Consider the following 26,383-nt stretch of genomic DNA (forward strand, 5'->3'; position numbering starts at 1 on the left):
GCCGGCCGAAGCACGGCGCGTTCGGTTGGTCGGCCTCGTCGATTGCCGCGGCGGGACCGGATCGCCGGAGACGCAGCATTGGCTCACCGTTTCGCGCCCCGCCCTCTCACGAATCGCAGCACCGCGCGCGCGATATGCGGATACTGCTCGCCGGGCACCGCGAAGAGCACGAGCGCGCAGAGCGCCAGCAAGCCGCAGAACAGGAACGTACCGCGATAGCCCAGCGCCTGCACGAGCAGCCCCGAAAGCACGCCGGAGAGGATCGAGCCAAGCCGCGCCGCGTTGAAGAAGAGCGCGGTGGCACGGCCCGGTGAATCCGGCATGAGATCCTGCACGTAAGTCATGCCGAGACACGACGTGACGGCCACCACGAAGGCATTGAGCATCTGCATGGGAATCAGCGCGTGCACGCCGGGCGCCGACGCCATCGCGACGAAGTAGACCGCATGCACGACCGCGCACGCCGCGAGCCAGCGTGGCTTGTTGAGCACCGAGGCGCGCGCGCCGAGCGCGAGCATCATGGGGATCTCCATGAGCGCGCCGAGACCCAGCATGATCGACACGTCGATCCGTGTCCCCTGCAGCCCGTGAACGATATAGAGCGGCAGCACGATCATCGTGGCATTGGCCGCGAGGCCGATCAGCGTCAGCGCCACGACGGCGCGCATGATGTCCTTTGAGGACACCTCGGGCGTCGACACCTGACGCCTCGCCGCCATGCGCGCGCCGGCGCGCCCGAGACTATGCCCCGGCTCGACTTCGGCCTGCGTGAGCGGCTGGCCCTCGTAGGGCAAGTCGTCCCGTTCTTCCTGTTCGCCCTGCCCGGCCGGCGGCGCCGTGGGGCGCGGCATCAAATGCTGCGTGGCGTGCTCGTCCACGCGCGGCTCGCGCATGCGCCAGACGATCGTTGCGCAGGCCGCAAAACTCGCGGCCGCAAACAGAAAGAGACCATAGAACCCGGCGGCCGCAAGCACGAGCGCGCCGACCGCCGGCCCGAACACCCAGGCCGCCGAAAGGATCGTGCGCAAGGTCGCGCTGGCAAACGTCCGCTCGGCGTCGTCGGCGGCGGGCAGCGCGGCACGGCTGAACGAGAACACGAGCGACAGCGCGCAGCCGCCCGCGCCGATGAACGCAATGCCGACGGCGAGCAGCATCCGGTAGTCGCGCACGATGCACAGGCTCAGATAACCCAGCGTCGCCGCGCACAGCGAAACCAGCAGCAGCAGCCGGTGCTTGCCGGTCGCGTCGCTGTAGCGGCCCGCGGCCGTGCTGGCGATCACGCCGCTCGTGGCGATGGCCGTCATGAAAATACCGAGCCTGAGCGGCGACATGCCGGCACGTTCGACGCCGAAGAGCGACAGATAGGGGGCGGTGAAAGACATGGCCACGCCGAGCATGAGCGTGGCGCCGGCGAGCGGCAGGAATCCGGGGATACGCAGAAGACCGGCAAAGCGCGAGTAGTTGAGCACGGCGCGACAGAGAATGGCGTGGGGTGGACCGGCAACGCGCGCTGCCGCGTCAGGCGCCGTATCAGCAGCGATTATCGGGCGGAATCGCGTGAGCGCGCAACAAACGGGACAAGCGGGACAAGCGGAATCGCGCCGTCCGCTTGGGGTTGACGTGCGTTCGCGAACGCACGACGAGTTTTCCACAGAATCGGTGCAAAACCCTGGGGATAACTTCCGCCGGAAAGTTCATCGCGCTCAAGCCAGCGCGAGCGCCCCCGTAAGATCGCCCGGCGGCGTCTGCCCGCGCGAGACAAACGCGTGATCGCGCGCCGCCACGGCCTCGAGCGGCGTCAAGCCGTGAACGCGCGTGATGAAGCGCAGGATCGAGGTGGTGTCGTACATCGCGTGATCCACATAGCCTTGCCTGGCGAACGGCGCAATCACGAGCGCGGGCACGCGCGACCCCGGGCCCCAGCGGTCGCCGATGGGCGGCGCGACCGGATCCCACCAGCCGCCGTTCTCGTCGTGCGTCATCACGATCACGGTGTTCGCCCACAGCGGGCTGCGCTGCAGGTGCTCGATCACCGTCGTGACGTGCCGGTCGCCCGATTCGACATCGGCGTACCCCGCATGCATGTTGAGGTTGCCCTGCGGCTTGTAGAACGTGACGGCCGGCAGCCGTCCGGCGTCGATGTCCGCGAGCAGGCGGTTGGTCGACGGATCGTCGCCCACGCCCGCATCGCGCAGGTGCCGCGCGCGCGCCGCCGTGCCCGGGGCGAAGTTGGCAAAGTAGTTGAACGGCTGGTGGTGATACTGGAAATCGGGCACCGCGCCGGTGTCGCGATGGTCGAGCGCGTACTGCCAGGCACCGCTGTACCAGGCCCAGTCGATGCCCTTCGCCGAAAGCCGGTCGCCGATCGTGGCGTATGTCTGCGGCGTCAGCACGCGCGGGTCGGACGGGTCGGCGAGAGCCGGATTGCCGTCCCCGGCGGGCCGCGCGCTGCTCGGCTGATACGGCGGCGCCATCGTGTTCACGGCGTAGCCGTCGGGCGTGAAAAGGCCGTCGCGGACGAACTTCGGCGGCCCGGCGAGCGCCGATGCGGGGCAGTCCGGCGCCGGCTTCAGGCGCGTGCCGCGCGGATCGTCCCCCTCGACCACGGAGACGAGGTGCTTCGCCGGGCTATTCTGAATGTCAGGATAGTAAGGCGCCTGGCCCGAGATCAGAAAGACATGGTTCAGCCACGATCCGCCAAAGGCCGCCATGAAGAAGTTGTCGCACAGCGTGTATTGCTGCGCGAGGCGCCAGAGCCGCAGCGTCTGCGCGGAGTTCTCGTAATAGCCCATCACGAGGCCGCCCGAATCTCCCCATGCCGCGAACTGGTTGTTGCGGCCCGCGTTGATCTGCATCTGGTTCTGATAGAAGCGATGCACGAGATCGCGCGTGATGATTCCGTTCGGCAACGGCTGCCCCTGCGCGTCTACGATGCGAAACGGCGCGTTCGACAAGCCGGTGATGGCGTGCTCCGCGATCATGTAGCGCTTGCCGTCCAGCTCCTGCGCCTGCGGCACGAGCCCGCCCCAGATCTTCGGCAACTGCGCGAGCGGCGTCTGGCCGTCGCGGTCGAGCTGCGTGTAGCGCTCGGCGCTCACGTTCGCGAGCGGATGCTGCACGCCCGGGAAGTTGCCGTAGAGATTGACGAAGCTGCGATTCTCCGCGTAGATCACCACGATGTGGCGCACCTGGTCGCGCAGCGCCGCGTCGATACGCAGGTCGGCCGCACTGCGCGGCGCGGCCGACGCACTGTCTTCGGCCGTCTGGCAGCCGCCGAGCGCAATCCCTACACCAACCGCCGCAAGACCCGTGAGTACCCGGCGGCGCGCCGGATCGTCGGGACCGGCGGGTGCGGATTGCGCGTCCAGAGGACGCTCCTCGTTGTCGTTGCCGGGATGCGAGTCGTTTTGCTTCATCGGGCTGTCTCTCCTGATCACGCGCGCCGCTGCGCGCCATCGTTCAGGAGAGTGAGCATACCGTTTCCGTTCTTGCCGGGGCAGGCTGCATGCCGGCCGCTTCGGTGAACTTTCCGCGGCAGCTTGCTGGCCATCGCGTCAGTCCTGGCCCGGCGCGCCCCGCTGCGGCTGCGCTTGCGCGAGCGTCTGCGCCGGACGCGCCTGCGGCGCCTGCCCATCCGGCAGCGGCCGCGGCACCGCCGGCAGGCTCGCGCGCTCGCCGCGCGGCACACTCGCCGTTTCGGCCCAGAGCGGATCGGGAATCTCGCCGAAGACCTGCCGCAAGCGCGCCCCCCAGGTCGAATGGATCATCTGGAAGTACTCGTTGTCCTGGTCGAGCAACGCGTAGCGCGTGACGCGCAGCGAGTCGCGCTCGTAGACCAGCAGGTCGAGCGGCAGACCGACCGAGAGATTCGAGCGCAGCGTGGAATCCATTGAAATCAGTGCGCATTTCGCGGCCTCGCCGAGCGGTGTGTCCGGGGTCAGCACGCGGTCGATGATCGGCTTGCCGTATTTCGATTCGCCGATCTGAAAGTAGGGATTGACGCTCGACGTTTCGATGAAATTGCCCGCCGCGTAGATCTGGAACATCCGCATCGGCTGTCCGCGCAACTGCCCGCCAAGGATGAAGCTGCAATTGAAGTCGACATTGAAGCTCCTGAGCGCCTCGGCGTCGCGCCGGTGCACCTCGCGCACCGCCTCGCCGACCACGCGCGCGGCCTCGACCATCGTGGGCGCATTCCACAGCGTAGGACGCGTGCCGTCGTGCGGCTCGGTGAGCACTTGCAGCGTAGCCTGCGTAATCGCGAGATTGCCGGCCACGAGCAGCACCAGCACGCGCTCGCCCGGGTCCTCGAACACGGTCATCTTGCGCGATGTGCTGATGTGGTCGACACCCGCATTCGTGCGCGTGTCCGACAAGAACACGAGCCCCTCTTCCACCGCCATCGCCACGCAATACGTCATACCAGGCCTCCGCCCTGCCCCCGCTTGCCCTCGCAGCGGTTTCCGTTGTTATATCGAGAAAACTATTCTATTGCTGTGACGCCTCGACGTTCACCTGCACGCTCACGTCCATCGTTTCGCCCACCCCGCCCACGCGCCGTCCGCGCACCGGCGCCGCCGCCTCGTAATCGCGCCCCACCGCGATCCGGCAGTATTTTTCGCTTGCGAAACACGCGTGCGTGACGTCTACCGTCACCCAGCCGTTGTCGAGCCAAACGTCCACCCACGCGTGGCTCGCCATTTCGGGCACGTCGCCGGGATCGACGTAGCCGCTGACGTAACGCGCCGGCACCCCCCGCGCGCGACACAGCGCCAGCATCACGTGCGCGTGATCCTGACACACGCCGCGGCCGAGCGCAAACGCGTCGGCAGCCGAGTGCGTCACGTCCGTCACGCCCGCTTCGTAGCGCACGCGCTCGGCCACCCGCGCCGCCGCGTCGAGCAATGCGCCCGCGTCGCCGAGAGCCGGCAGGCTCTGAGCGAAGTCGGTCAGCGCCGCGTCGGCCTCGGTGAGCCGCGTGGGCGACGTAAAGTGCTGCATCGGAATGGGTCCCTCGCCTTCCGGCAGACGGCCCTCCGTCAGCGGCACCGTTTCGACCTGCCCGCGCACGCGCAGGCGGATTTCCCGGTGCGGACGCGTCAGCACGAGCGTCATCAGCGCGTTGCCGTACGCATCGCGCCCCGCTTCGAGCTTGCCGGGCGCGTCCACGAGCCATTGCGTGACGATCTGTGCGGGCGTGGTGAGCGGCGAAAGCCGCAGTTGCTGGATCGAATAGTGCACCGGCGCTTCGTAGCGGTAAACGGTGTCGTGGCGAATGGCGAGCTGCATGACGAAAATCCTCTGGTTCCACAATGACGGAAACGACCGGTGCCGTGCAGGCGCGTGCCTACTCTACCGGCATCATCAGATAGGTGCGCGCGACCTGGTTGCCCAGTTCGTACACACGCGCGAGGAACTGCGTGAGAAACGTATGCACGCCTACCGAAAAAATCTGCCGCAGATCGGCATAGAGCAGTTCGGCGCGCAACTTGCCTGCCGTGCGTTCGACTTCGCGCGAGGCGCCGGTGCGCAGCATGGTCAGATTCGTGCAGACGCCCTCCATGGACGCCAGCAGCGAACGCGGCATCTGCTGGTTGAGGATCAGCAGCTCGACCACGCGCGCGGGCGTCACCACGTCGCGATAGACCTTGCGATAGATTTCGAGGGCCGACACGGAACTCAGGATCGACGTCCAGTAATAGAAGTCTTCGAGCTGTCGCGCCGCCGAGCGCGAGTCGGCCTCCTGCACCTCCACGAAGCGCACGTCGAGAATGCGCGCCGTGTTGTCAGCGCGTTCGAGAAAGGTGCCCAGTTGCGTAAAGAACAGCGCATCGTCCTGCAGCGCCGTGCCGAGCGTCACGCCACGCGACAGATGCGAGCGGAACTTGACCCATTCGAACAGCGTCTCGGGGTGGACCGAGAGCTCGTCGCCGCGCAGGCGTTCGGCGAACTGCAGCCAGGATTCGTTGATCGTCTCCCACCATTCGGTCGTGAGCGTGCCGCGCACGGCGCGCGCGTTCTCGCGCGCCGCCAGCAGGCAGGAATAGATGCTCGAAGGATTCGTCGGATCGGCGACGAGAAATTGCAGCACGTTCGAGCTCGTCACCTCTTCGTGGCGCGCGTCGAACGCGGGCTCCAGTTCGGAGATGCGCAGCATCGCGCGGTGCGTGCGCGCCTCGCTGTCCGCGCTGCGAGGCAGCAGCAGCGCCTTGAGATTGATGTCCAGCATGCGCGCGGTGTTCTCGGCCCGCTCCATGTAGCGGGCCATCCAGAACAGGTGATCGGCGGTACGGCTCAGCATGGTCGGTCCTTATACGGGTCGGGGTTACGCGTGCGAACTCGTTCGCAACGTCATTCGCGAAGTGGTTCGCGACGTTACTCAAGCACCCAGGTATCTTTGGTGCCGCCGCCCTGCGAGGAATTGACGACGAGCGAACCCTCCTTGAGCGCGACGCGCGTGAGTCCCCCGGCCGCCATCTGGATCGTCTTGCCCGAGAGCACGAACGGACGCAGATCGATATGGCGCGGTGCGATGCCCGCCTCGACGAAGGTCGGGCACGCCGAGAGCGACAACGTGGGCTGCGCGATGTAGTTGCCCGGGCGCGCGAGCAGCCGCTCGCGAAACGCCTCGATTTCCGCGCGCGTCGAGGCCGGCCCCACCAGCATGCCGTAGCCCCCGGCGCCATGCACCTCCTTCACGACGAGTTCCGGCAGATGATCGAGCGTCCAGGCGAGGTCGTCCGGGCGGCGGCACTGCCACGTCGGCACGTTGTTGAGGATGGGCTTTTCGCCCAGATAGAAGGCGATCATGTCGGGGACGTAGGGGTAGATCGACTTGTCGTCGGCCACGCCCGTGCCCATCGCATTCGCCAGCACGACGCGGCCCGCGCGATACGCCGTCAGCAAACCGGGCACGCCCAGCGCCGAATCGCCGCGAAATGCGAGCGGATCGAGAAAATCGTCGTCCACGCGCCGGTAGATCACATCCACGCGCCGCGGCCCCTGGGTCGTGCGCATGAATACATAGTTATCCTCTACGAAGAGATCTTTGCCCTCCACGAGCTCGACACCCATCTGCTGCGCGAGGAACGTGTGTTCGAAGTACGCCGAGTTGTACATGCCGGGCGTGAGCAGCACGACGACGGGATCGTCCACGCCGGTGGGCGCCGAAGTGCGCAGCGTGTCGAGCAGCAGGTCCGGATAGTGCGCAACGGGCGCGATCTTGTGCTGAACGAACAGTTCGGGAAAAAGCCGCATCATCATCTTGCGGTTCTCGAGCATGTACGAGACGCCGGACGGCACGCGCAGATTGTCTTCGAGCACGTAGAACGCACCATCGCGGCCGTCGCGCACGATGTCGATGCCCGCGATATGCGCATAGATGCCGAGCGGAAGATCGATGCCCTGCATCTCGGGCCGATACTGCGCGTTCGTATAGACCTGCTCCGCCGGAATCACGCCGGCACGCACGATATTGCGTTCGTGATAGACGTCGTGGAGGAACAGGTTGAGCGCCCGCACGCGCTGGCGCAGGCCCGTTTCCAGCAGCGCCCATTCGTCGGCCGGTATGACCCGCGGTATGAGGTCGAACGGGATGAGCCGCTCGGTACCGGACAGGTCGCCGTTGACCGCGAACGTGATGCCGACCCGCCTGAACAGCAGGTCCGCCTCCGCGCGCTTGCGTGTCATCGTTTCGGCGGTCTGGCGCTCCAGCCAGCGCTGGAACCGCTCGTAGTGCGGGCGCGCCGCGCCCGCTTCGCGCATCTCGTCATAGACTTGCATCGGCTTGTTCTCGCGCGTGAATGCAGCCGCGTTTGCGCATGCCGCCGCTGGATTGCGACGTCATGCCATGCGCGCTGCGGTCCTGCCAGAAAAGCAAGTGATATGCCATGTGCGATCGCAAATTCTGCGCAGGAATGGTGCACCGTCGATGACGATGATAAGTCGAACGCGCCCGCTTCGGCGCATGCGTGGCGCACCCGCCCCAATGTGGTGCGCGCGGCCGCCGGGTATGGCGCGTGCGACGCGCGGTAGCGTCTCGCGAGAGCAGTCTTTTTCTATGGATGAACGTCGCGCGGGCTGGCTCGCGCTGTTTGTACGGAGCGCGTGCGTAGCCGTTCTGGGCGCATTCCTGAGCGCGTGCGCGGCTGTCCTGAGCGCGTGCGCGTCTGTCGATACGCCGATGCCCGCCGCCGTCGATCCCGGCCAGGCCGGTGTCGCGCACACGTTCGTTGCCGTCGTCCGGCGCGATTGGCATACCGACGTATGCCTGCGCACGCGCGACGCCGGCGCCTGGGCACTCGACCTCGCGCACGGCTTCGACGGGGCGACCGTGCTGTGCTTCGGCTTCGGGGAACGGCAGTACGTGGTCGGGCGCAGGCACGATCCGCTCACGATGCTCGGCGCACTTCTGCCGAGCCGTGCGGCGATCCTGATGACGGTGCTGCGGGCCACGCCCGAGGACGCGTTCGGCGAGAAAAACGTGGTCGAAGCGCCGGTGGGAGACGCGGGCCTCGAAGGCCTCCAGCGTTTCCTGCGCGATTAGATCGAGACGAATGGCGCAGACGAGCCGCAACGCCTCGCGGACGGCCCCTATCCCGGCAGCCTGTATTTCGCGGCGAGAGGGACTTACGACGCCCTGCACACCTGCAATACATGGACGGCGCGCGCCCTGCGCTCGGCGGGACTTGCGAGCGTGGCGGACACGCCATTCGCGGGGCATTTGATGCGCGAGACGCGCGCGGCCGCGGCACGCGCGCCCGACGAGGCCAGTCCCTGACGCCGGCGACCGGGCCGTTAGCCGCCGCTGGCAACATGAATATGCATGGCGGCGCGTGCCGGCGAAAGCAACGATACAGCGATCAACACGGTGCAGCGCAGGTCGTACCCGGAGGAGGCGGCGCAGGCACCGCCGTTGGCTGGGGCACGACCACGGTCTCGCGCGGCGGCGGATTCGGGTCGCTGCTGCTGAACGAAAGGCAGCCCGCCAGCGCAAGCGGCAAGACGAGGGCAATGAGGCTCGAGCGTTGCATGTGGACTCTCCGGGATCGGCTGAAGCCGCCACGCTCCGTTGCGTGACGGCAGCACCTTTCAGAGAGCAAGCCGGATGCCGCTCAACTCAGACGAATGCAGGACCGCGTTCCCTCGCGCCCGGAAACCCGGCACCCTCAGCGCAACGGCGCCGGCCGCTCGCCGTTGCCCGGCGAAGTGAGGCCCGTGCGTTCCTGCACGCCCCACTTGCGACGGCCCAACAGGAAATGCAGCCAGCCGAGCGCCGCCCCGATGTGTCGCATCAACTGGAACGAGAACGGCTCGAAGATCGCGGCGAGAAAGGCCATGCCGAAGCTCGAACTCGTGCGGTCGCCGCTCCACTTCCGGTACAGGTGAACCGAGTACAGGTGAAATGCGAGGTCGATCGCGATCTTGCCGACGATCACGCCCAGCACCGGCAGCACGATCGTGAAACGGCCGTCGAAGAGAAAGCCGAGCAGCAGCGCAAACGCGGTGAGCCCGTAGATGGGCTGAACCGTATCGAACGCCTTGACCGGCAGCATCAGCAGACCGAGCTTTCCGTAGCGGCGGTTGCCGGTCATGTCGCGATACCAGTACTGCGTCTGCAGGAAACCCGCGAACCAGCGGCGGCGCTGACGCAGAAAACTCGCGAGCGTGCCCGGCGCATCGGTGCGCGCGCGCGCCGCGCCGATCACGCGCACGTCCCAGCCCAGGCCCTCGTGCGCCGAATGGCGGCGCAGACGATGGATCAGCTCGTAGTCCTCGACGAGACAGTACGGATCGAAGCCGCCCACCGCCGTCACGGCGTCGCGCCGGAAACAGGCGAACGCGCCCGAGACCAGCAGCAGGCTGTCCGCGCGCATCCATGCAAAGCGCGAGATGAAATTGCGGATGTATTCGTAGGTCTGGAACCACTGGAAAAAACGGCCGGAGAGCGACGTGTTGCACACCGGCGTGAGCAGCCCCGCCGCCGCCACGAGCTCACGCTCGCGGCCGAACGCGCGGGCCATCGCCGCGCAGGCATCGGGTTCGAGGAGCGTGTCGGCGTCCACGGTCATCAGCGTGTCCGTATCCACCGCGAGGAGCGCCGCGTTCAGCGCGCGCGCCTTGCCGCCGTGCGGCAGCTTCAGCCACCGCAGGTTCGGATACTGTGCGGAAGGTGGGCTCAGGCGGCCTTCGCCCGGGTCGGCCAGGCCGTAGCGTTCGGTCAGCAGCGCCGCCGTGCCGTCGGTCGATCCGTCGTCGGCGATCACGATCTGCTGCGGCGGCAGCGTCTGCGCAAACAAGGCGTCGAGCGTGATCGGCAGCACCGCCGCCTCGTTGTGCGCCGCCACGATCACGCCGAGCGTGGGCGGCGCTCCGCCATCGGCCGCGGTTGCCATTTCAGTTGCCGCCGCATCGGCCACGGCAATATCGCTCGGCGGCCTGAGCAGCACGGCCGCCTTCCATGCCACGAACAGCAGCAGCAGCGTGTCGTACACGACATAGGCAATACCCGTTGACCACGCAACGACGCCCTGCAGAAAGAACGCGCGCGCAAACAGCACGAACCATAGCACCATGACGCCCAGGTGGATCATGATGCTCGCGAGCGGCGTGGGCGGCGGCGCAAGGCGTGGCGAAGTGCGCGCGAGCGCCTGTTCAAGCGTGTTGTTCAAGACTTTCCCTTGCGTGGCTTACGGCATCATCCGGCGCAGCACTGAATGACAATCGATCCATTGATGCTTGAGCGCGCCCGCAATGTGCAACGCGAGCACGCCGTAGAGCGCATAGCTGCAGGCGGTATGCAGCGCGCCGAACTGCGTGTGCAACTGATCCTTCGTGGCCGGGTCCAGGCTCATGATGAAGCCGATGCGCGGCCAGGGCACGAGACCATAGAGATACATGGGATGCGAGGCCGCGGCGACCCACGCGGAGTCGTGCAGCCAACCCGTGAGCGGCATTGCGAAGATCAGCACGTAGAGCGCGATATGGGCGGCATGCGCCGCCGCACGCTCCCAGCCTGGAAATTCGGCGGGCAACGGCGGGGGACGATGCGTGAGCCTCCACAGCACGCGCAGGATCGCGAGACCGAGCACGGTGATGCCGATCGATTTGTGCGTGTCGATCACGAGGCGGATGTTCGTATCGGAAAGCGTGCCGTCGGGCAACAGCGCCGCGGTCAGGCCGAGCACGACGTTGGTGAGGATCAGGAGCGCGATCAGCCAGTGCAGCAGCACAGCAACGCGCGTGTATTTCTGCGCGGCGGCAGGGACGTCGTTGAAGCCGGACTCAGCGGAAAGGGAGGTTTTCACGTGGCTAGCCTGGGCGGTTCAGTGAGGGTAACGCTCGGCGCGGGCGGTTTATTCCATGCCTTCATGCCGCGCGCCAACGAGCCGCATTATGCGCCCAGGCGGTTTCTGCTGCAGAAAGCGGTGGCGGGCCTTGGGGCCTCGGACGACGAGAGCCCGCAGTCCTCGAAAGTCGCTCACAGGCTTGACGCCACTCAAATCGGGTTCCTCCGGCCCATGCTGGCGAAATAACATATTTGTTACTATAATCGGCATGAGATACCTGATCGACTTCTACAGCGAACGGGTTGAGCGCAGTCTCTACGCCCTACCCAAAATGCTTGCAGTCCGCTTCGTTGCCCTTGCCGAGCGCATGGAAAAGTACGGGCCGAATCTCGGCGAACCCCACACCAAAGCGATGGGAGAAGGCTTGTTCGAACTACGGCTCAAGAGCCCCGAAGGTATCGCCAGAGTGTTCTACTGCGCCGTTGTTGATCGACGCATCGTGATGCTTCATGGCTTCGTGAAAAAGACGCAACAAACACCGCGCAAAGAACTGGAAATTGCCCGCAAACGACTGCAGGAGGTTAAAAGTGGGGACGTTTAAAGCAATGCGCGAACGGGTCCTCGCCGATCCCGAAGCGCGGGCCGAGTACGACCGATTGAATCGCGAAGAGTTTGCCCTGCTCGACCAGATGCTGGCCGCCCGCCATGAAGCCGGCCTTAGCCAGGCACAGGTGGCCGAGCGCATGGGCACCAAGGCACCCGCCGTGACACGCCTCGAGCGCGCGCTGGCGTCCGGCCAACACTCGCCCTCCCTCGATACGCTCCGCAGGTACGCTGCGGCATGCGGCAAGACGCTGCGGATTTCGCTGGTCTGAGTTCCCGCAGGCACAAGAAGCCGGCTGGCGAAAAGCCCTTCCGGAAACCAGGCTGACGGCCGGAACGAAGTGACCACACCGTCCCCAGGGTGCTGCCGTCAGCATCTCATGCACCACGCATTTTCCATACGAATCAATTATCTGGCGTGATGCTGCATCGCACAAATATTTCTTGACACACCATTCTGGTGCGCTATCATGGAGTCCAGATTGCTGCAACGCACCAAACCGGCGGGACGGCGATCGATTCGAACGTTTTCCCATTTTCCAAACGGAACCGCCCCGCCGGTTCGTCATCAGGAACGAAGACATGACTCTGCCGACTCCCGAACAATTCGCCGCCAGCCAGAAAGCCAGCCTCGAGACCCTTTTCGGCCTCACGAACAAGGCGTTCGACAGCGCCGTCAAGCTCGCCGAACTGAACATCCAGACCGCGCGCGACGTCTTCGCGCAAGGCCAGGAACAGGCTCAGGCAGCGTTCTCCGCGAAGGACCCGCAAGGCTTCTTCGCCGTGCAGGCCAACCTCGCGCAACCCGCCGCGGAAAAGGCGCTGGCTTATGGCCGCAGCGTGTACGACATCGTGTCGGCCGCCCAGTCGGAATTCACCCGCGCCGCCGAGTCCCACCTCGCGGAGCAGCAGCGCGCTGTCCAGTCGCTCGTCGAAAGCGCAGCGAAGAACGCACCGGCCGGCTCGGAAAGCGCCGTCGCCGCGATCAAGACGGCGTTCAACGCCGCCAACTCGGCGTATGAGTCGGTGAACAAGGCAGCGAAGCAAGCCGTCGAACTCGCCGAAAGCAACTTCCAGGCTGCCACCAAGGTTGCCGCGAAGGCATCGACTCGCGCCACGAAGCAAACGGCGTAAGCCAGAAGCCGTCGTCATCGGCGGCCGTCAGAGGCGGGCCGGTTTCGCACGAAACCGGCCCGTCGCGCCTTACTCACCTCCCCCTCAGCATCCCTCTGACGGCCGTCCCCCTGGACCGTCAGTCGACGCAACTTCCCGTATCGAACATCGTCGCCAGCGCGCACGCCGACGTGAGCATGCGTCTGCCGTCGTGGCCCACGCCCGGCACGATATCCATCGACTGATTCAGCCCCTCCGGATGCCGCCCCTGCAGGTAGCGGAAAAAACCCTGCGCACGCGCCATGCGCTGCGGCCCCTGCGCCTCGGCTTCGCAACGTTTGTCGAGTGCGGGCTGCGCCGGGTCGGTGTCGTCGCCGCCTATCAGATAGACGATGCGCCGCTTCACGTAGTCCGTCTCGATCTGCGCCGGTGTGCGGTCCTGCATGAACGCCGGGCGTCCATCCATGCCGTATTTCCACTGATCGAAACCGGGGCAGCGCGACGCATCGAATGGCGCCGGTGAGCCGCTCGCGTCGGGACGCAGTGCGTCGAAGTACGCATACGACGAGGGATTGGCCACCAGAAAACGCACGTCGATGCCGGCGGCCGCGAGCGCATCCGCCGCGTGGGACGCCTCGGCGTAACGCTGCACGAACTGGGCACCGCCGGAGTGGCCCGCCAACACCACCGACTTCAACGCGGGAAAGCGATGCCGGTCGGCGAGCCGCTCGACTATGCGGTCGAGCACCGCGTACGAACTCACCGGCACGGCGCCTGCCGCCGGGCCGCCATCCATCCAGGCGTCGCCGTGCCAGCGCAGCAGGTTGGCGGGTGAAGCGAACGCGCGGGTATCGACGCCCGCGAGGAATTGCGGCGCGATCAGCAGCAGCGTCGCGGGATCGGCGTGCGCGGCCGCGCGTGCCGCTTCGAGCGATCGGAAATAGACGTCCGCGTTGCGCAAACGCCCGTGCAGCACGATCACCACGCGTGTCACGCGCGGCTGAGGAATCGTCCAGTCCTCACTCACATAGAGCGGAAATTCGGCGTGGCCCTGCGGCGTATCGATCGGCAGGCGCGCGGAGGCGATCACCTTGACGGCATGGAGAGGCGGCGTACCCGCAGGCCCGGCAAGCACCGACCCCGTGGCCAGTGCCGCGGCCAGCGCCATGCCCTGCAGAAACGTCGAACGCAGCATCGGCGCCGCTCCTCATGAAAGGACAACCGGAAAGCCGAAAAAGAAGGGGTGCCGCGAGTCAGGAACCGAACATGCGGTTGACGGCGCGTTCAAGGTGCGCGCGCATTGCGTGCGACGCGCGTTCGGGATCGCGCGCACGCACCGCTTCGAGCACTTCGAGATGTTCCTGCTGAACCACGCGCTGGCGTTCGATCGACTTCACGAGCGAGAGGTTGCGCGACAGGTTCATGCTGAACACCATCTGCTCCTGGATGCCCGAGAGCGCGGTGATGAAAAACGGATTCTTCGACGCGCGGGCCACGGCGAGATGAAACGCGAAATCGTCCTTCGCGCCGATGCCCGAGGTTTCGATGATCGTCTGGAGGTTGTCCCACTCGCGCTGAATGGCTTCGAGGTCGGTGTCGTCGGCCTTCTGCGCGGCCAGCGCCGCCGCGCCGGCTTCGACCACGATGCGGTACTCGTAGCAGCGGCGGATGTCCGACAAACTTTCGAGCGGCGCGAAGCGGCGCACGTCCGGGTCCGGCCGCCGCATCACCGTGGTTCCCGATCCGTGGCGCGTCGCGATGATGCCGTCCGCCCGCAGTTGCGCGAGCGCCTCGCGCACCGTCGGCCGCGAGGTCGCGAAGCGCTCCGCGAGCATGTGCTCGGTCGGCAGGCGCTCCCCTTCCTTGTATTCGCCTTCGATAATGCGGTTCAGGATGTCGCTGTAAATCCGCGCCGGCATGTTCGGCGCCTTCTGCTCAGCCATGTTCGGACGCACGCTATTGAGTTGTCAGGAATGTTGTTAATTGTAAGTCATACGGCACTCAGAGCATCCCGGCGAACGAAGGCTCGGGCAATCCGCGCACGCCCGTCTCGAGCACGAACACAAGGCCGTCCCCGTCGCCCACTTCGGGAGGACAGATCGTCGTCACGAACAACTGGTCGAGCCCGGGACCACCGAACGCGCACATCGAAGGCTTCGACACCGGCACCGCCACGCGCCGATCGACCTTGCCCTGTGGCGTGAAGCGCAGCAGCAGGCCGGCGTCGTTGGCACAAATCCAGTAGCAGCCGTCGGCATCCACCGCCGCGCCGTCCGGGCGGCCCGCGTAGTCGTGCAGGTCGGCGAACACGCGGCGATTCGTGGGCACGCCCTCATCGGTGTCGTATTCGAAGGCCCAGATCAGCCGGCTCGATGGATGGGAGTCCGAAAGATACATCGTGCGGCCGTCCGGCGCCCAGGCGAGCCCGTTCTGGGTGCACAGACCCTCTACCACCGGCACGGAGAGGCCGTCCTCCGCCGTGTAGCGATAGAGCTTGCCCGCCGGCTGCGGCCCCACCGCGTCCTGCACCATCGTTCCGGCCCAGAAGCGACCTTGACGGTCGCACCGGCCGTCGTTGAAGCGCATGCGCGGCGCCTCGTGCGCGACGGTCGCGAGGCGGCGCACGTCGAGCGCGCCGTGCTGCGCCCCCTCACCCCCACTCGCCGCCTGCGGCTCGTGCAGCGTCAGCGCGAAGATGCCGGTTTCGAGCGCGGCCAGCACCTTGCCGTCGTGCGCGAAGGCGAAACAGCCGATGCGCTCCGGCAGATGCCATTCGGTGCGTCGCCCGGCAGCCAGTTCGTAGCGCACGAGCGTTTGGGCTGGAATGTCTTCCCAGTACAGCGCATGGTCCTGCGCGCACCAGACCGGGCATTCGCCCACCGACGAGCGGCGCGCATCGCGCATCTCCAGCGGCCGCACCGGCACGCGCTCCTGTTCGATCGTCATTGCCTCTTCCTCGCCGCGTTCAGCCCTGCTGGGTCTTGCGCCATTCGGCGAAGGCGGCCAGCGTTGCCTCGTTGGGCGGATAGGTGCCCGGCAGCGCGGCGCCCGCTTCGATGCGCGAGGTGATGAAGCGTTCGAGCACCTCCTGCTCCCACGCGGCCTCGGCCACTTCCTCGGCCAGATGGCGCGGCACGACCACCACGCCGTCGGCATCGCCGACGATGATGTCGCCCGGGTACACGGCCACGCCGCCGCAGCCGATCGGCACGTTCAGGTCGACGGTGTGGTGCTTCGTGAGGTTCAGCGGCGCCGAGGCGCCCGCGCAGAAGACGGGCAGCCCGAGCGCGGCGATGGTGGCGCTGTCACGCACGGGGCCGTCGGAGACCATGCCCGCCACGCCGCGCACCTTCAGGCGCGTCGCGAGGATCGAACCGACCGACGCCGCCGCGTGCTCGCCGCGGCAATCCTGCACGAGCACGGCGCCGGCCGGCACTGTTTCGACGCCCTTGCGCTGCGGATGCTCCGGATTCTGGAACGCGCTCAACTGGTCGAGATCCTCGCGCGCCGGGATGTTGCGCATCGTGAAGGCCGGGCCGACGAGATTGGGCGCGCCGGGCGCCGGCGCGACGAGCGGCTTCACCCCCTCCAGGAACACATTGCGCAGTCCGCGCTTGAAGAGCTGCGTGGTGAGCGTCGCGTTCGAGACGTGGCGCAGTTTTTCGAGAGCGGATTCGCTCACAGAGATGACGGGTGAATTCATCGTGTCTCGTCCAGAGTCGTGGGATACGGGCCGAGCGGGCCGCCGGCCCGCTCGGGTTTCCAGCAGTGTGCCTGCATTGTTGTAATACAACTGGAAAATTGTCAACCAGCGACTCTTCGACGGCCGGGCGCCATGCAAGCTAAAGCGGCGACATTTCTGCCAAGCCTCATTCTGCGGTCATCCTTTTACCGTTTTGCAGGGCTCGCCCAGCAGTGAGGCGCCTCATTTTTCAGCCGGCACCAGGGCAAATCCCGACCCACGCCAGATTTGCTTTACAACTTTACCGCAAATAGAATGATGTCTTACATGCCGGGCAGCAGGACTCCCCCAACCCGACGAGGTTTTACAAGCGACGCCAGACGAAGGAGACACGCAGTGCAACGCAAGACTATCAAGGGGCTCCGTTGGTGGATCATCGGCCTCATCATGATCGGCACCATCTTCAACTACCTTGCGCGCAGTTCGCTCTCGGTAGCGGCGCCCACGCTCACGCAGACGATGCACATGACCACGCAGCAGTATTCGTACGTGGTCACGGCGTTCCAGGCCTGCTACGCACTCGCGCAGCCCATCGCCGGCCTCGTGCTCGATTCGCTGGGCGTCAAGATCGGCTTCGCGATCTTCGCGTTCGGCTGGGCCATCTCCAACATGCTGCACGGCCTCGCCACCAGCTGGCCCTCGCTCGCGTTCTTCCGCGGCCTGCTCGGCGTGAGCGAAGCGGCGATCTTCCCCGCCGGCATGAAGGCGATCAGCCAGTGGTTCCCCGCGAAGGAACGCTCGGTCGCCACGGGCTGGCTCAACACCGGCACCTCGGTGGGCGCCATGATCGCCCCGCCGCTCGTCGTCTGGTGCATTCTCAAGTACGACTGGCAGTTCGCCTTCGTGCTGACCGGCGGCGTGGCGCTGATCTGGGTCGGCCTGTGGCTCGTGTTCTTCCGCACGCCCGCCGAGCATCCGATGCTCTCGGCCGAGGAAGCCGACTACATCCGCGCGGGCCAAACGGCCGCCCAGCATTCGCCGGCCGGCAAGCCTTCGTGGAAGGAAGTGCTCAGGCAGCGCCGCTTCTGGGGCATCGGCATTCCGCGCATGCTCGCCGAACCCGCGTGGCAGACGTTCGGCGCGTGGATTCCGCTCTACATGGTCACCGTGCGCCACATGAACCTGAAGGAGATCGCTCTCTTCGCGTGGATGCCGTTCCTTGCCGCCGACCTCGGCTGCCTCGTCGGCGGCTATCTGGCGCCGCTTTTCATGCGCTGGTTCGGCTGCTCGCTCATCACCTCGCGCAAGCTCGTCATCACGACCGGCGCGTGCCTGATGATCGGCCCGGCCTGCGTCGGCCTCGCCGCGAGCCCCTATGCCGCGATCGCGCTCTTCTGCGTCGGTACGTTCGCTCACCAGACCATCTCGGGCGCCCTGTTCACGCTGGCTTCGGATGTCTTCGGGCAGCACGAGGTGGGCACGGCCACGGGGCTTTCCGGCATGTTCGGTTATCTTGGCGCCACGGTCTTTTCGCTGATCGTCGGGGCGGTGGCCGGCACCATCGGCTACAACCCGCTGTTCGTCTGCCTGATGCTGTTCGACGTGGTCGGCGCGATCGTGGCCTGGCGGCTGGTCTCCGACCAGCAGAAAGCCGACGCCGCGCTTGCCAGAGTCGACGGCACACAAAGCGTGAAGGCCTGAGTTTTCGGCCGGTGCCCCTCGGGGCGCCGGCTTTTGCCGTTTTTCTGCGAGGTAACTCCACCGTGAAGAAAGTTGCATTGACCGGCGCGGCCGGCCAGCTTGGCACCGTGCTGCGCCGCGCGCTCCTTGCGCGCGGCGTGAACCTGCGCTCCGCAGCCGGCTCGAAGCCGCTCGAACCGATCGTTGCCGGCGAAGACGTCATGCATGGCGACCTGCGCGAGCGCGAGGTGGTCGATCGCCTGCTCGACGGCGTCGATGTGCTGATCCACATGGCCGGCACGAGCGTCGAGCGCCCGCTGCCCGAGATCATCGAAAACAACCTGCGCGGGCTCGTCGAGGTCTACGAAGGGGCGCGCCGCCACGGCGTGAAGCGCATTCTGTTCGCGAGCTCGAATCACGCGATCGGCATGTATCCGGTGGAAGAGAAGCTCACGCTCGATTGCGCGTTCCGGCCCGACGGCTTCTACGGCCTCTCCAAGGCCTGGGGCGAATCGCTCGCACGGCTCTACTGGGACAAGCACGGCATCGAGACGGTCTGCGTGCGCATCGGTAGCTGCGTCGAGAAGCCCACCGAATTCCGCCATCTGAGCACGTGGCTGGGCCACGACGATCTGCTGCAGCTCATCGATCGCGTCATCAACGTGCCGGAGATCGGCTTCGCGGTGGTGTGGGGGGTATCGAACAACACGCGCAGCTATTGGGTACAGAGCGGCGCGGACAACGATGCCGAGCGGCTTGGCTATCGCCCGCAGCAGAATGCCGAAGACTATGCGGAAGAGATCCTGAAGAAGCCGAATCCGCTCGACGCCGTGGCGCAGCGCTATCAGGGCGGCGGATTCGCCAGCATCGATTTCACCCCGTTCGAGGCGCGCGGCAAGCGCGGGGACTGAACGTCCGGCGGCGGCGTTTGCGCCGCCATTCCCCTACTCTGTGCGCTCGAACCCGTAATCGCGCTCGACGCGGCAGATCCGGGTCTGGTAGCTCGCATACCACTGCTCGCGGCCCTGGCGCTGGGCGATCTGATGCTCGGCGTTTTTCTTCCACGCCGCAATCGATTCGAGACTCTCCCAATACGAAACCGTGATGCCCAGGTCCTCGCGCGCCGACTCCACGCCGAGAAAGCCCGGCTGTGTGCCGGCGAGTTCGACCATGGCATCGGACATGCTGGCGTAACCGTTGTCGCCCTCCGTGCGCAGCGACGTGAAGATAACGGCGTAGTACGGCGGGGTGGGCGTTCGGGCGATCGACATCGTTCATTCTCCGCAGTGCAGGGAACCGGTGGGCGCTATCTTACTGCGAAGTCCCGGCGTACATCGCAAGCAACCGGCGTGAAACGACCCCGTTCGGCGCTATAGAATGGAAGTCCGGAACCGACTGGGATTCCACTTGCCATGACCCTGACCGCCTTCAGTCATTACAACCTGCGTGCCGACCGCGCGACGCTGGACACGCTGCGCGACTTCTACGTGAACGTCGTGGGCCTGCGGCTCGGCGAGCGCCCGCCTTTCTCCAGCTTCGGCTACTGGCTCTACGCGGGGTCCAAGGACGTTCTCCATCTTTCCGTAGCGGGGCCGGGAGAAGAACGCGACACAACGGCGAGAAACACGTTCGATCACGCCGCCTTCGCCTGCACCGATCTGCAGGGGACGATGGCCCAACTGCAGCGGTTCAAGGTGCCTTTCACCTGCGCCGACGTGCCGCTAACCGGCCAGCGGCAGATATTTTTCTCCGATCCGGCCGGCAATGGTGTCGAGCTGAACTTCGCGCGCGAAGACGTGTGAGCTTCGCGGGCGTTTCCGATCCGGCAAAAAAACGGCGGCCGCCTCGCGGCGCCGCCGTCAACCTGACAACTCCTACTACGTGATTGTGTTCAGACCTGCCTAGTGAATCTCGGGCTCGCCGCCGCTGCCCTCGCAAGCACCGCCCGCGCCGTCACGCTGCAGGAAGTCGAAATCGCAGCCCTTGTCCGCCTGCATCACGTGCATCTGATGCATCGCGCCGTAGCCGCGCGTGAAGCGCGGCTCGGGCTCGACCCACGCGGCCTTGCGGCGCGCGAGTTCCTCATCGGAAATCAGTATGTTCAGGCGGCGCCCGGGCACGTTCAGCTCGATCATGTCGCCGTCCTTCACGAGCGCGAGCGGCCCGCCGATGAACGATTCCGGTGCGACGTGCAGCACGCACGCGCCATAGCTCGTGCCGCTCATGCGCGCATCGGAAATGCGCAGCATGTCGCGCACGCCCTTCTTGAGGATCTTCTGCGGAATCGGCAACTGGCCCCACTCGGGCATGCCGGGCGCGCCAATCGGGCCGGCGTGCTGCAGCACGATCACGCAGGTCTCGTCGATGTCGAGGTCTTCGCTGTCGATGCGCGCGGCCATGTCGTTATAGTCCTTGAACACGACAGCCCGGCCCGTATGCACGTGCAGATGCTCTTCGGCCGCGCCCGGCTTGATCACGGCGCCGTCCGGCGCGAGATTGCCGCGCAGCACGGCGAGGCCCGTGTCCGGCATCAGCGGCGCGCTGCGGCGGCGGATCACCTCGTCGTTGAAAATCTGCGCTTCGGCGATGTTCTCGCCGAGCGTCTTGCCGTTCACGGTCATCTGCGTACCGTCGATGAGGTCGCCCAGTTCCTTGAGCATCGCCATCAGGCCGCCGGCGTAGTAGAAGTCCTCCATGAGGTACTTGCCGGTGGGGCGCACGTTTGCGAGCACGGGCGTGTGGCGCGCGATGTCGTCGTATTGCGCGAGCGTGAGATTCACGCCGGCGCGGCGCGCCAGCGCGATCATGTGCACGATCGCGTTGGTCGAGCCCGAAAGTGCGAGGCACGTCGTCACCGCGTTGTCGACCGACTTGCGCGTGAGGATGTCCGAGGGCTTGAGGTCTTCCCACACCATATCGACAATGCGCATGCCTGTCTTCGCCGCGTACTGCGCGTGGCGCGAGTCCGCCGCGGGAATCGACGCGAAACCCGGCAGCGTGAAACCCAGCGCCTCGGCCGCGCTCGTCATCGTCGAGGCGGTGCCCATCGTCATGCAGTGGCCCGGCGAACGCGCGATGCCGCCTTCCACGCCCTTCCAGTCCTGCTCCGTGATCTTGCCCGCGCGCAGGTCGGCCCAGTACTTCCAGGTGTCCGAGCCGGAGCCGAGCGTCACGCCGTTCCAGTTGCCGTTGAGCATCGGGCCCGCCGGCAGGAAGATCGCGGGCAGGTCCGTCGAGATCGCGCCCATCAGCAGCGCCGGCGTGGTCTTGTCGCAACCGCCCATCAGCACGACGCCGTCGGCCGGATACGAGCGCAGCGTCTCCTCCACTTCCATCGCGAGGAAGTTGCGATAGAGCATGGTCGTGGGTTTCTGGAACGGCTCGGAGAGCGTCTGCACCGGCAGCTCGACCGGAAAGCCGCCCGCCTGCCAGATGCCGCGCTTGACCTCTTCCACGCGCTGCTTGAAGTGCGTATGGCACGGATTGATCTCGCTCCACGTATTGAGGATCGCGATCACCGGCTTGCCCGCATATTCCTCGCGGCTGTAGCCCATCTGCGCCGTGCGCGAACGATGGCCGAACGAACGCAGGTCGTTCACGCCATACCAGCGATGGCTGCGCAGTTCTTCGGGGGTTTTACGCTTGTTGCTCATGTTGCCTTGCTCCAGGGTCTGCCAGGTCGTTCCTGTGGGGTGAGCCGCCGTCGCCGGTCAGCGCTGCTCCTTCACGCGCGACACGAGCTGTGCCGGGCTCACGAACTGCAGCGCCACCAGCACCCACGCGAGCGTGATCGCCATATAGATCATCGCCATGGCGTCGATCGACTGCGGCGCGCGAACGCCCGTCGAGAACACCGCGTAATACAGCGCGACAACGAGCGTCTGCGTGTCGGGTCCGGCGGTAAAAAAAGTGAGTTCGAACATGCCGATCGTGCGCACCAGCACGAGCAGCCCCGCCGCCAGCATGCCCGGCACGAGCAGCGGCAGCAGCACGTAGCGGAAATAGCGCAGCGTGTTCGCGCCGAAAATGCGCGCGGCGGATTCGAGATTGGGATCGATCTGCTCGATGAACGGCGTCATCACGAGGATCACGAACGGCAGCGCGGGCACGAGGTTCGCGAGGATCACACCGGGCAGCGTGCCCGCAAGGCCGAAGCGATACATCGCGGTCGCCATCGGAATGCCGTACGTGACGGGCGGCACCATCAGCGGCAGCAGGAACACGAGCATGGCGAGGCGCTTGCCCGGAAACTGCGCGCGAGCGAGCGCGTAGGCGGCGGGCACGCCGAGCACGATGGACAGCAGCACGACGGCGCCCACCACTTCGAACGTCACCCACAGCACGCTCGAAAGCTGGAAGTCGCGCCATGCCTGCGCGTACCAGTGCAGCGTAAAGCCCTGCGGCAGCGGCGTACCGAACCAGCGCGTGGCGATGGAGTTCACGCCGACGGTGGCGATCAGCAGCAGCACGTTCAGGAGGAAGAACGCCACGCCGCCCCAGACGAGGCATTTCCACAGCCGGTCAGCGAGGCGTGCGGGCGGCTTCGAGGCTACGACGGTAGACGACACGGCCGGAACATCGCCCGAGAGCGGCGCACCGGCAGAGAGACCGGCGGCGTTGCGGTGATGTGCGCTCATCAGCCCTTACCCCCGCTCACCGGACCCGCATAGAACATACGCCGCGCCGCCAGCATCGCCGCCACGACCACGAGCTGCACGAAGCCCATCACGATCGCGATGGTCGAGGCCAGCGAATAGTCGTAGCTCTCGAACGCGGCTTCCGCGGCGGCAATCGAGATCACGCGCGTGGGGCCTGCCGGCGCGCCGAGCAGCACCGCGGACGGGAACACCGAATAGGCCTGCACGAACGAGAGGCAGGCGGCCATCGTGAGGCCCGGCACGAGCAGCGGCAGATAGATCAGCCGGAACTGCTGCCACGGTCCCGCGCCGAGCGTGGCCGCGGCGCGCGCGAGCGTCGGGTCGATGCCGGTGACGTACGAAAGCGTGAGCAGAAAGGCGAACGGAAAACCCGAGACGATCAGCGAGATCAGCACGCCCCAGTAGTTGTGCGTGAGACGGATTTCTTCGCTGGTGTAGAGATGCACCGCGTGCAGCGCCTGCGGAAACCAGCCGTTCGGGCCGAAGTAGCTGAGCATGCCGTCGGCGATCAGCACCGTGCCGAGCGTCACCGGGATCACGAGCAGCGTCGTCGCGAACTTCTGCCAGGGCGAATTGCGGCGCAGCGCGAACGCCACCGGCACCGAAAGCCCGACGTTGATCGCCGTCGCCGGCACCGCGAGCTTCAGCGTGACGAACACGGTCGGCCACAGCGAAAGGTCGGTGAAAAACTGCACGTAATTGGCCAGCATGCCGCCGCCGTTCATCGGCTTGAACGAGAGCACGAGGCCGTACGCGAACGGATAAAGGAACAGCGCGGCGATGAAGCCGAGCGCCGGCGTGACGAGCCAGCCACGTGCATCGCGCGGCTGGCGGGCGAGCGTGGAAACCAGCGTGCTCATGCGGCACGCTCCGCGTAAGCGAGCACGCGCGACGGCGCGACCCGCAAGGTGGCGCGCTCGCCCGCCGCGAATTCGCCGGCCACGCGCGCCCACAGCTTGCCGAACGGCGCATTGGCGAGCAGCAGCGAATCGCGGCCACCGTATTCGACCAGCTCCACTTCCACGTCGAAGGCGTTCGCGTCGCCGGCTGTGGCGCGCTCGAAGTCTTCGGGACGCATCGCCACCGACATGCCGCCCGCGTCGACCTCGTCCATCGCCACGCCGGTCAGCGTGACGCCGGCAGCCGTCAATGCGACGTGATCGCCGCGCTCGCCCGAGATCGAGAACGGCAGCACGTTGCGATAGCCCATGAAGCGCGCAACGTGCAGGTTCGCGGGACGCCCGTAGATCTCCTTCGGCGTGGCCACCTGCTGCACGACGCCCTCCTTCATCACGACGATGCGGTCGGCCATCGAAAGCGCCTCGTCCTGGTCGTGCGTCACGTAGATCGTCGCGCGTTCGAGCTGGCCGTGAATGCGGCGGATTTCGGCGCGCATCTCGATGCGCAGTTTCGTGTCGAGGTTCGAAAGCGGCTCGTCCATCAGCACGAGCGGCGGTTCGATCACGATCGCGCGCGCAATCGCCACGCGCTGCTGCTGGCCGCCCGAAAGCTGGCCCGGCAGCTTGTTTTCATGACCGACGAGCTGCACGAGCTGCAGCGCTTCGCGCACCCGGCGCTTCGCCTCGTCGCGCGGCACGCCTTGCATCTTCAGGCCGAAGCCCACGTTTTCCAGCACGCTCATGTGCGGAAAGAGCGCGTAGTTCTGGAACACCATGCCGAAGCCGCGCTTCTCGGGCGGCAGGACGTCGATACGCGTCTCGTCGAGCCAGATGCTGCCGCTCGTAAGCGGCATCAGGCCCGCGATGCAGTTGAGCGCCGTCGATTTGCCGCAGCCCGACGGCCCGAGCAAGGCGATGAACTCGCCGCGGCGTATCTCGAGATCGAGGCCGCGCAGCGCGGCCAACTGTGCGCCCTCGGCGCTCGTGAAGCTGCGGCACACCGAGTCCAGACGCAGACGATCGAAAGAATGCTTCATGTCACGTTCCTGATCTGCCTTGACTGCGTTGAGGGGGCTGCACGGCGGGCATGACCGACCCCGCCGCCGTACTCGCCCGCTTGCGTTACTGGGACTTGGCCGCGCCGACTTCGCGGTCCCACTTCTGGAAAGCCGCCACCATTGCCTGCGCCGAAAGCGGCACGACGTGCGGATAGGCCGCGAGCCACTTCGCGTACTCGGGGCGCCCGTACTTCGCGATCACATCCTGGCTGTCCTTCGGCGCCATGTTCAGCGTGACGCCCGCCACGGCCGGGCCCGGATAGAAGTAGCCGTCGTCATAGGTCATGGCCTGCTGCTGCGGCTCGAGCATGAAGTTCATGAGCTTGATCAGCACCGCGAGTTTCTCTTTGGAAACGCCCTTCGGAATCACCATGTACTGGGCGTCGTTCACCCAGGTCATGTTGTCGAAGGCCTGCACCTTGAAGTCGGCCGGCACGATGCCGAGCGCGCGCGGGTTGATGTCCCAGCCCGTCACCGTCACCGTCATGTCGCGCGTCCCTTCGCCCAGCTCCTTCATCACCGCCGAGGTGCCGCCCGGGTAGTACGGCACGCACGCGTTCAGTTCCTTGAGAAAGGCCCAGGTCTTGTCCCAGCCGTTGACCGGGTCTTGCGGATTCTTGTCGCCGAGCAGATACGGCAGGCCCATCAGGAAGGTGCGGCCCGGACCCGAATTAGCCGGGCGCGCGTAGATAAGCTTGCCCGGGTTGGCCTTGCACCAGGCCAGCAGTTGCTCGGGCGTATGGGGCGGATTCGGCACCTTCGCCGGGTTGTATTCGAGCAGCGGACCGGCGGGCATGTAGGCCACTTCGAGGCCGTAGCCCTGCGCGAGGTCCTGCATCTTGCGCGGCCCCGGCGCGTAGTGGTCGAGGACGCCGGGCAGCGCGGCCGCGTTGTCGGGCAGCAGCTTGACCCAGAGGTTCTGTTCGATGCCGGCCGAAAGCGCGTCCGTGCCGGTCAGCACGAGGTCGATGTCGGAGCGGCCCGCGGCCTGCATCGCCTTGATCTTGCCCGGTAGTTGCGGCGCGGGCGCGTTGGTGTAGGTGATATTGGAGACGAGGTTCGGATACTTCGCCTTGAAGGCTTCGAAGGCTTTCTGCGTGAGCTGCAGATCGCCGGCCACGTCGACTATGTTCAGGGAAACCGGATCGGCCTGCGCCGCGCCCGTACCGAGCGTCATCACAGCAGCGGCCGATACACACAGGGCCAGGCGTCTGGCCGACAAGCGTCCTTCGAACATCGCATCTCCTCACATCTGATTATGGGATTTATTCTCTGCGGCCCGTTCGCGACTTGCGCTCAGCGCGGGCTCGCAGCACAGGATGCAGAACCACGCCGCAAGTTGTCAAGCAACATCGGGCTTTATGTCACGAATATCATCGCCTTGTCGGCAACGGTGCGGCGG

General features: G+C 66.2%; 27 protein-coding genes. 8 read left to right on the plus strand and 19 right to left on the minus strand.

All coding sequences use genetic code 11. The features are described 5' to 3' along the window. Positions 1 to 83 precede the first annotated feature (83 nt). The 6 genes from V8683_RS11880 to V8683_RS11905 form a co-directional block, all read right to left on the minus strand. On the minus strand, positions 84 to 1,469 hold the full coding sequence (locus tag V8683_RS11880) for a sugar efflux transporter (protein ID WP_411191187.1): 1,386 nt from the start codon (positions 1,467 to 1,469) through the stop codon (positions 84 to 86). Between the two features lie 234 nt (positions 1,470 to 1,703). Next, positions 1,704 to 3,416, minus strand: coding sequence for an acid phosphatase (locus tag V8683_RS11885; RefSeq protein ID WP_411191189.1), 1,713 nt, complete (start codon positions 3,414 to 3,416; stop codon positions 1,704 to 1,706). 138 nt (positions 3,417 to 3,554) lie between these two features. After that, positions 3,555 to 4,421 carry a peptidase gene (locus V8683_RS11890; protein WP_411191191.1) on the minus strand — a complete coding sequence of 289 codons (867 nt, stop codon included), beginning with the start codon at positions 4,419 to 4,421 and terminating at the stop codon, positions 3,555 to 3,557. A 67-nt stretch (positions 4,422 to 4,488) separates the two neighbouring features. Further along, positions 4,489 to 5,289 carry a transglutaminase family protein gene (locus V8683_RS11895; protein WP_411191192.1) on the minus strand — a complete coding sequence of 267 codons (801 nt, stop codon included), beginning with the start codon at positions 5,287 to 5,289 and terminating at the stop codon, positions 4,489 to 4,491. Between the two features lie 58 nt (positions 5,290 to 5,347). Then, a complete protein-coding gene (locus V8683_RS11900; protein WP_411191193.1) occupies positions 5,348 to 6,301 on the minus strand; it encodes an alpha-E domain-containing protein in 954 nt (317 codons plus the stop codon). A gap of 74 nt (positions 6,302 to 6,375) precedes the next feature. Next, positions 6,376 to 7,782: a circularly permuted type 2 ATP-grasp protein gene (locus V8683_RS11905; RefSeq protein ID WP_411191194.1), complete on the minus strand. Its 1,407-nt coding sequence runs from the start codon at positions 7,780 to 7,782 to the stop codon at positions 6,376 to 6,378. Positions 7,783 to 8,059: 277 nt separating this feature from the next. Here V8683_RS11905 and V8683_RS11910 point away from each other — a divergent pair, with 277 nt between their 5' ends. Beyond that, positions 8,060 to 8,545: a hypothetical protein gene (locus tag V8683_RS11910; protein ID WP_411191195.1), complete on the plus strand. Its 486-nt coding sequence runs from the start codon at positions 8,060 to 8,062 to the stop codon at positions 8,543 to 8,545. Beyond that, positions 8,546 to 8,779, plus strand: a complete 234-nt coding sequence (locus tag V8683_RS11915) for a DUF2459 domain-containing protein (protein ID WP_411192502.1) — start codon at positions 8,546 to 8,548, stop codon at positions 8,777 to 8,779. It abuts the gene before it with no gap. An 82-nt stretch (positions 8,780 to 8,861) separates the two neighbouring features. Here V8683_RS11915 and V8683_RS11920 read toward each other — a convergent pair whose 3' ends face one another. From V8683_RS11920 to V8683_RS11930, 3 genes are all read right to left on the minus strand, one after another. Beyond that, entirely contained in the window at positions 8,862 to 9,032 is a 171-nt protein-coding gene (locus tag V8683_RS11920) for a hypothetical protein (RefSeq protein WP_411191196.1), read from the minus strand. A 135-nt stretch (positions 9,033 to 9,167) separates the two neighbouring features. Beyond that, positions 9,168 to 10,670: a glycosyltransferase family 2 protein gene (locus V8683_RS11925; protein ID WP_411191197.1), complete on the minus strand. Its 1,503-nt coding sequence runs from the start codon at positions 10,668 to 10,670 to the stop codon at positions 9,168 to 9,170. 18 nt (positions 10,671 to 10,688) lie between these two features. Further along, positions 10,689 to 11,306 (minus strand): cytochrome b, encoded by a 618-nt coding sequence (locus tag V8683_RS11930; RefSeq protein ID WP_411191198.1) that lies wholly within the window; start codon positions 11,304 to 11,306, stop codon positions 10,689 to 10,691. Between the two features lie 250 nt (positions 11,307 to 11,556). Here V8683_RS11930 and V8683_RS11935 point away from each other — a divergent pair, with 250 nt between their 5' ends. From V8683_RS11935 to phaP, 3 genes are all read left to right on the plus strand, one after another. Next, positions 11,557 to 11,889, plus strand: a complete 333-nt coding sequence (locus tag V8683_RS11935; RefSeq protein ID WP_411191199.1) for a type II toxin-antitoxin system RelE/ParE family toxin — start codon at positions 11,557 to 11,559, stop codon at positions 11,887 to 11,889. A 4-nt stretch (positions 11,890 to 11,893) separates the two neighbouring features. After that, entirely contained in the window at positions 11,894 to 12,163 is a 270-nt protein-coding gene (locus V8683_RS11940) for a helix-turn-helix domain-containing protein (RefSeq protein ID WP_411192503.1), read from the plus strand. Positions 12,164 to 12,473: 310 nt separating this feature from the next. Further along, positions 12,474 to 13,025: a TIGR01841 family phasin gene (gene phaP / locus V8683_RS11945; RefSeq protein WP_411191200.1), complete on the plus strand. Its 552-nt coding sequence runs from the start codon at positions 12,474 to 12,476 to the stop codon at positions 13,023 to 13,025. A 118-nt stretch (positions 13,026 to 13,143) separates the two neighbouring features. Here the strand turns inward: phaP and V8683_RS11950 are convergent, their stop codons facing one another. Genes V8683_RS11950 through V8683_RS11965 form a run of 4 tightly spaced genes read right to left on the minus strand, consistent with a single transcriptional unit; the run spans position 13,144 to position 16,707 of the window. Further along, complete coding sequence (locus V8683_RS11950) at positions 13,144 to 14,199, minus strand: alpha/beta hydrolase (RefSeq protein ID WP_411191201.1); 1,056 nt, start codon at positions 14,197 to 14,199, stop codon at positions 13,144 to 13,146. Between the two features lie 58 nt (positions 14,200 to 14,257). Further along, entirely contained in the window at positions 14,258 to 14,947 is a 690-nt protein-coding gene (locus V8683_RS11955) for a FadR/GntR family transcriptional regulator (protein WP_411191202.1), read from the minus strand. A 58-nt stretch (positions 14,948 to 15,005) separates the two neighbouring features. Continuing rightward, complete coding sequence (locus V8683_RS11960) at positions 15,006 to 15,950, minus strand: SMP-30/gluconolactonase/LRE family protein (RefSeq protein WP_411191203.1); 945 nt, start codon at positions 15,948 to 15,950, stop codon at positions 15,006 to 15,008. A gap of 19 nt (positions 15,951 to 15,969) precedes the next feature. Further along, positions 15,970 to 16,707 carry a ribonuclease activity regulator RraA gene (locus V8683_RS11965; protein ID WP_411191204.1) on the minus strand — a complete coding sequence of 246 codons (738 nt, stop codon included), beginning with the start codon at positions 16,705 to 16,707 and terminating at the stop codon, positions 15,970 to 15,972. Positions 16,708 to 17,082: 375 nt separating this feature from the next. Here V8683_RS11965 and V8683_RS11970 point away from each other — a divergent pair, with 375 nt between their 5' ends. Continuing rightward, the gene (locus V8683_RS11970; protein WP_411191206.1) at positions 17,083 to 18,387 is read left to right on the plus strand and encodes an MFS transporter; all 1,305 of its coding nucleotides are present in this window, start codon (positions 17,083 to 17,085) and stop codon (positions 18,385 to 18,387) included. Positions 18,388 to 18,449: 62 nt separating this feature from the next. Further along, positions 18,450 to 19,277: an NAD-dependent epimerase/dehydratase family protein gene (locus V8683_RS11975; protein WP_411191207.1), complete on the plus strand. Its 828-nt coding sequence runs from the start codon at positions 18,450 to 18,452 to the stop codon at positions 19,275 to 19,277. 33 nt (positions 19,278 to 19,310) lie between these two features. Here the strand turns inward: V8683_RS11975 and V8683_RS11980 are convergent, their stop codons facing one another. Further along, positions 19,311 to 19,637, minus strand: a complete 327-nt coding sequence (locus V8683_RS11980) for an antibiotic biosynthesis monooxygenase family protein (RefSeq protein ID WP_411191208.1) — start codon at positions 19,635 to 19,637, stop codon at positions 19,311 to 19,313. Between the two features lie 141 nt (positions 19,638 to 19,778). Between V8683_RS11980 and V8683_RS11985 the strand changes: the two genes are divergently transcribed. Continuing rightward, positions 19,779 to 20,168, plus strand: a complete 390-nt coding sequence (locus V8683_RS11985) for a VOC family protein (protein ID WP_411191209.1) — start codon at positions 19,779 to 19,781, stop codon at positions 20,166 to 20,168. A 99-nt stretch (positions 20,169 to 20,267) separates the two neighbouring features. Here the strand turns inward: V8683_RS11985 and araD are convergent, their stop codons facing one another. The 5 genes from araD to V8683_RS12010 form a co-directional block, all read right to left on the minus strand. Continuing rightward, entirely contained in the window at positions 20,268 to 22,019 is a 1,752-nt protein-coding gene (gene araD, locus V8683_RS11990) for an L-arabinonate dehydratase (protein WP_411191210.1), read from the minus strand. 57 nt (positions 22,020 to 22,076) lie between these two features. After that, positions 22,077 to 23,003 carry an ABC transporter permease gene (locus V8683_RS11995; protein ID WP_411191211.1) on the minus strand — a complete coding sequence of 309 codons (927 nt, stop codon included), beginning with the start codon at positions 23,001 to 23,003 and terminating at the stop codon, positions 22,077 to 22,079. Continuing rightward, positions 23,003 to 23,884, minus strand: coding sequence for an ABC transporter permease (locus V8683_RS12000; protein WP_411191212.1), 882 nt, complete (start codon positions 23,882 to 23,884; stop codon positions 23,003 to 23,005). The genes V8683_RS11995 and V8683_RS12000 overlap by 1 nt, the downstream gene beginning before the upstream one ends. Beyond that, positions 23,881 to 24,960: an ABC transporter ATP-binding protein gene (locus V8683_RS12005; protein ID WP_411191213.1), complete on the minus strand. Its 1,080-nt coding sequence runs from the start codon at positions 24,958 to 24,960 to the stop codon at positions 23,881 to 23,883. The genes V8683_RS12000 and V8683_RS12005 overlap by 4 nt, the downstream gene beginning before the upstream one ends. Positions 24,961 to 25,045: 85 nt before the next feature. Further along, on the minus strand, positions 25,046 to 26,158 hold the full coding sequence (locus V8683_RS12010; protein ID WP_411192504.1) for an extracellular solute-binding protein: 1,113 nt from the start codon (positions 26,156 to 26,158) through the stop codon (positions 25,046 to 25,048). Between the last annotated feature and the right edge of the window lie 225 nt (positions 26,159 to 26,383).

Source organism: Paraburkholderia sp. AV2 (assembly GCF_054968425.1).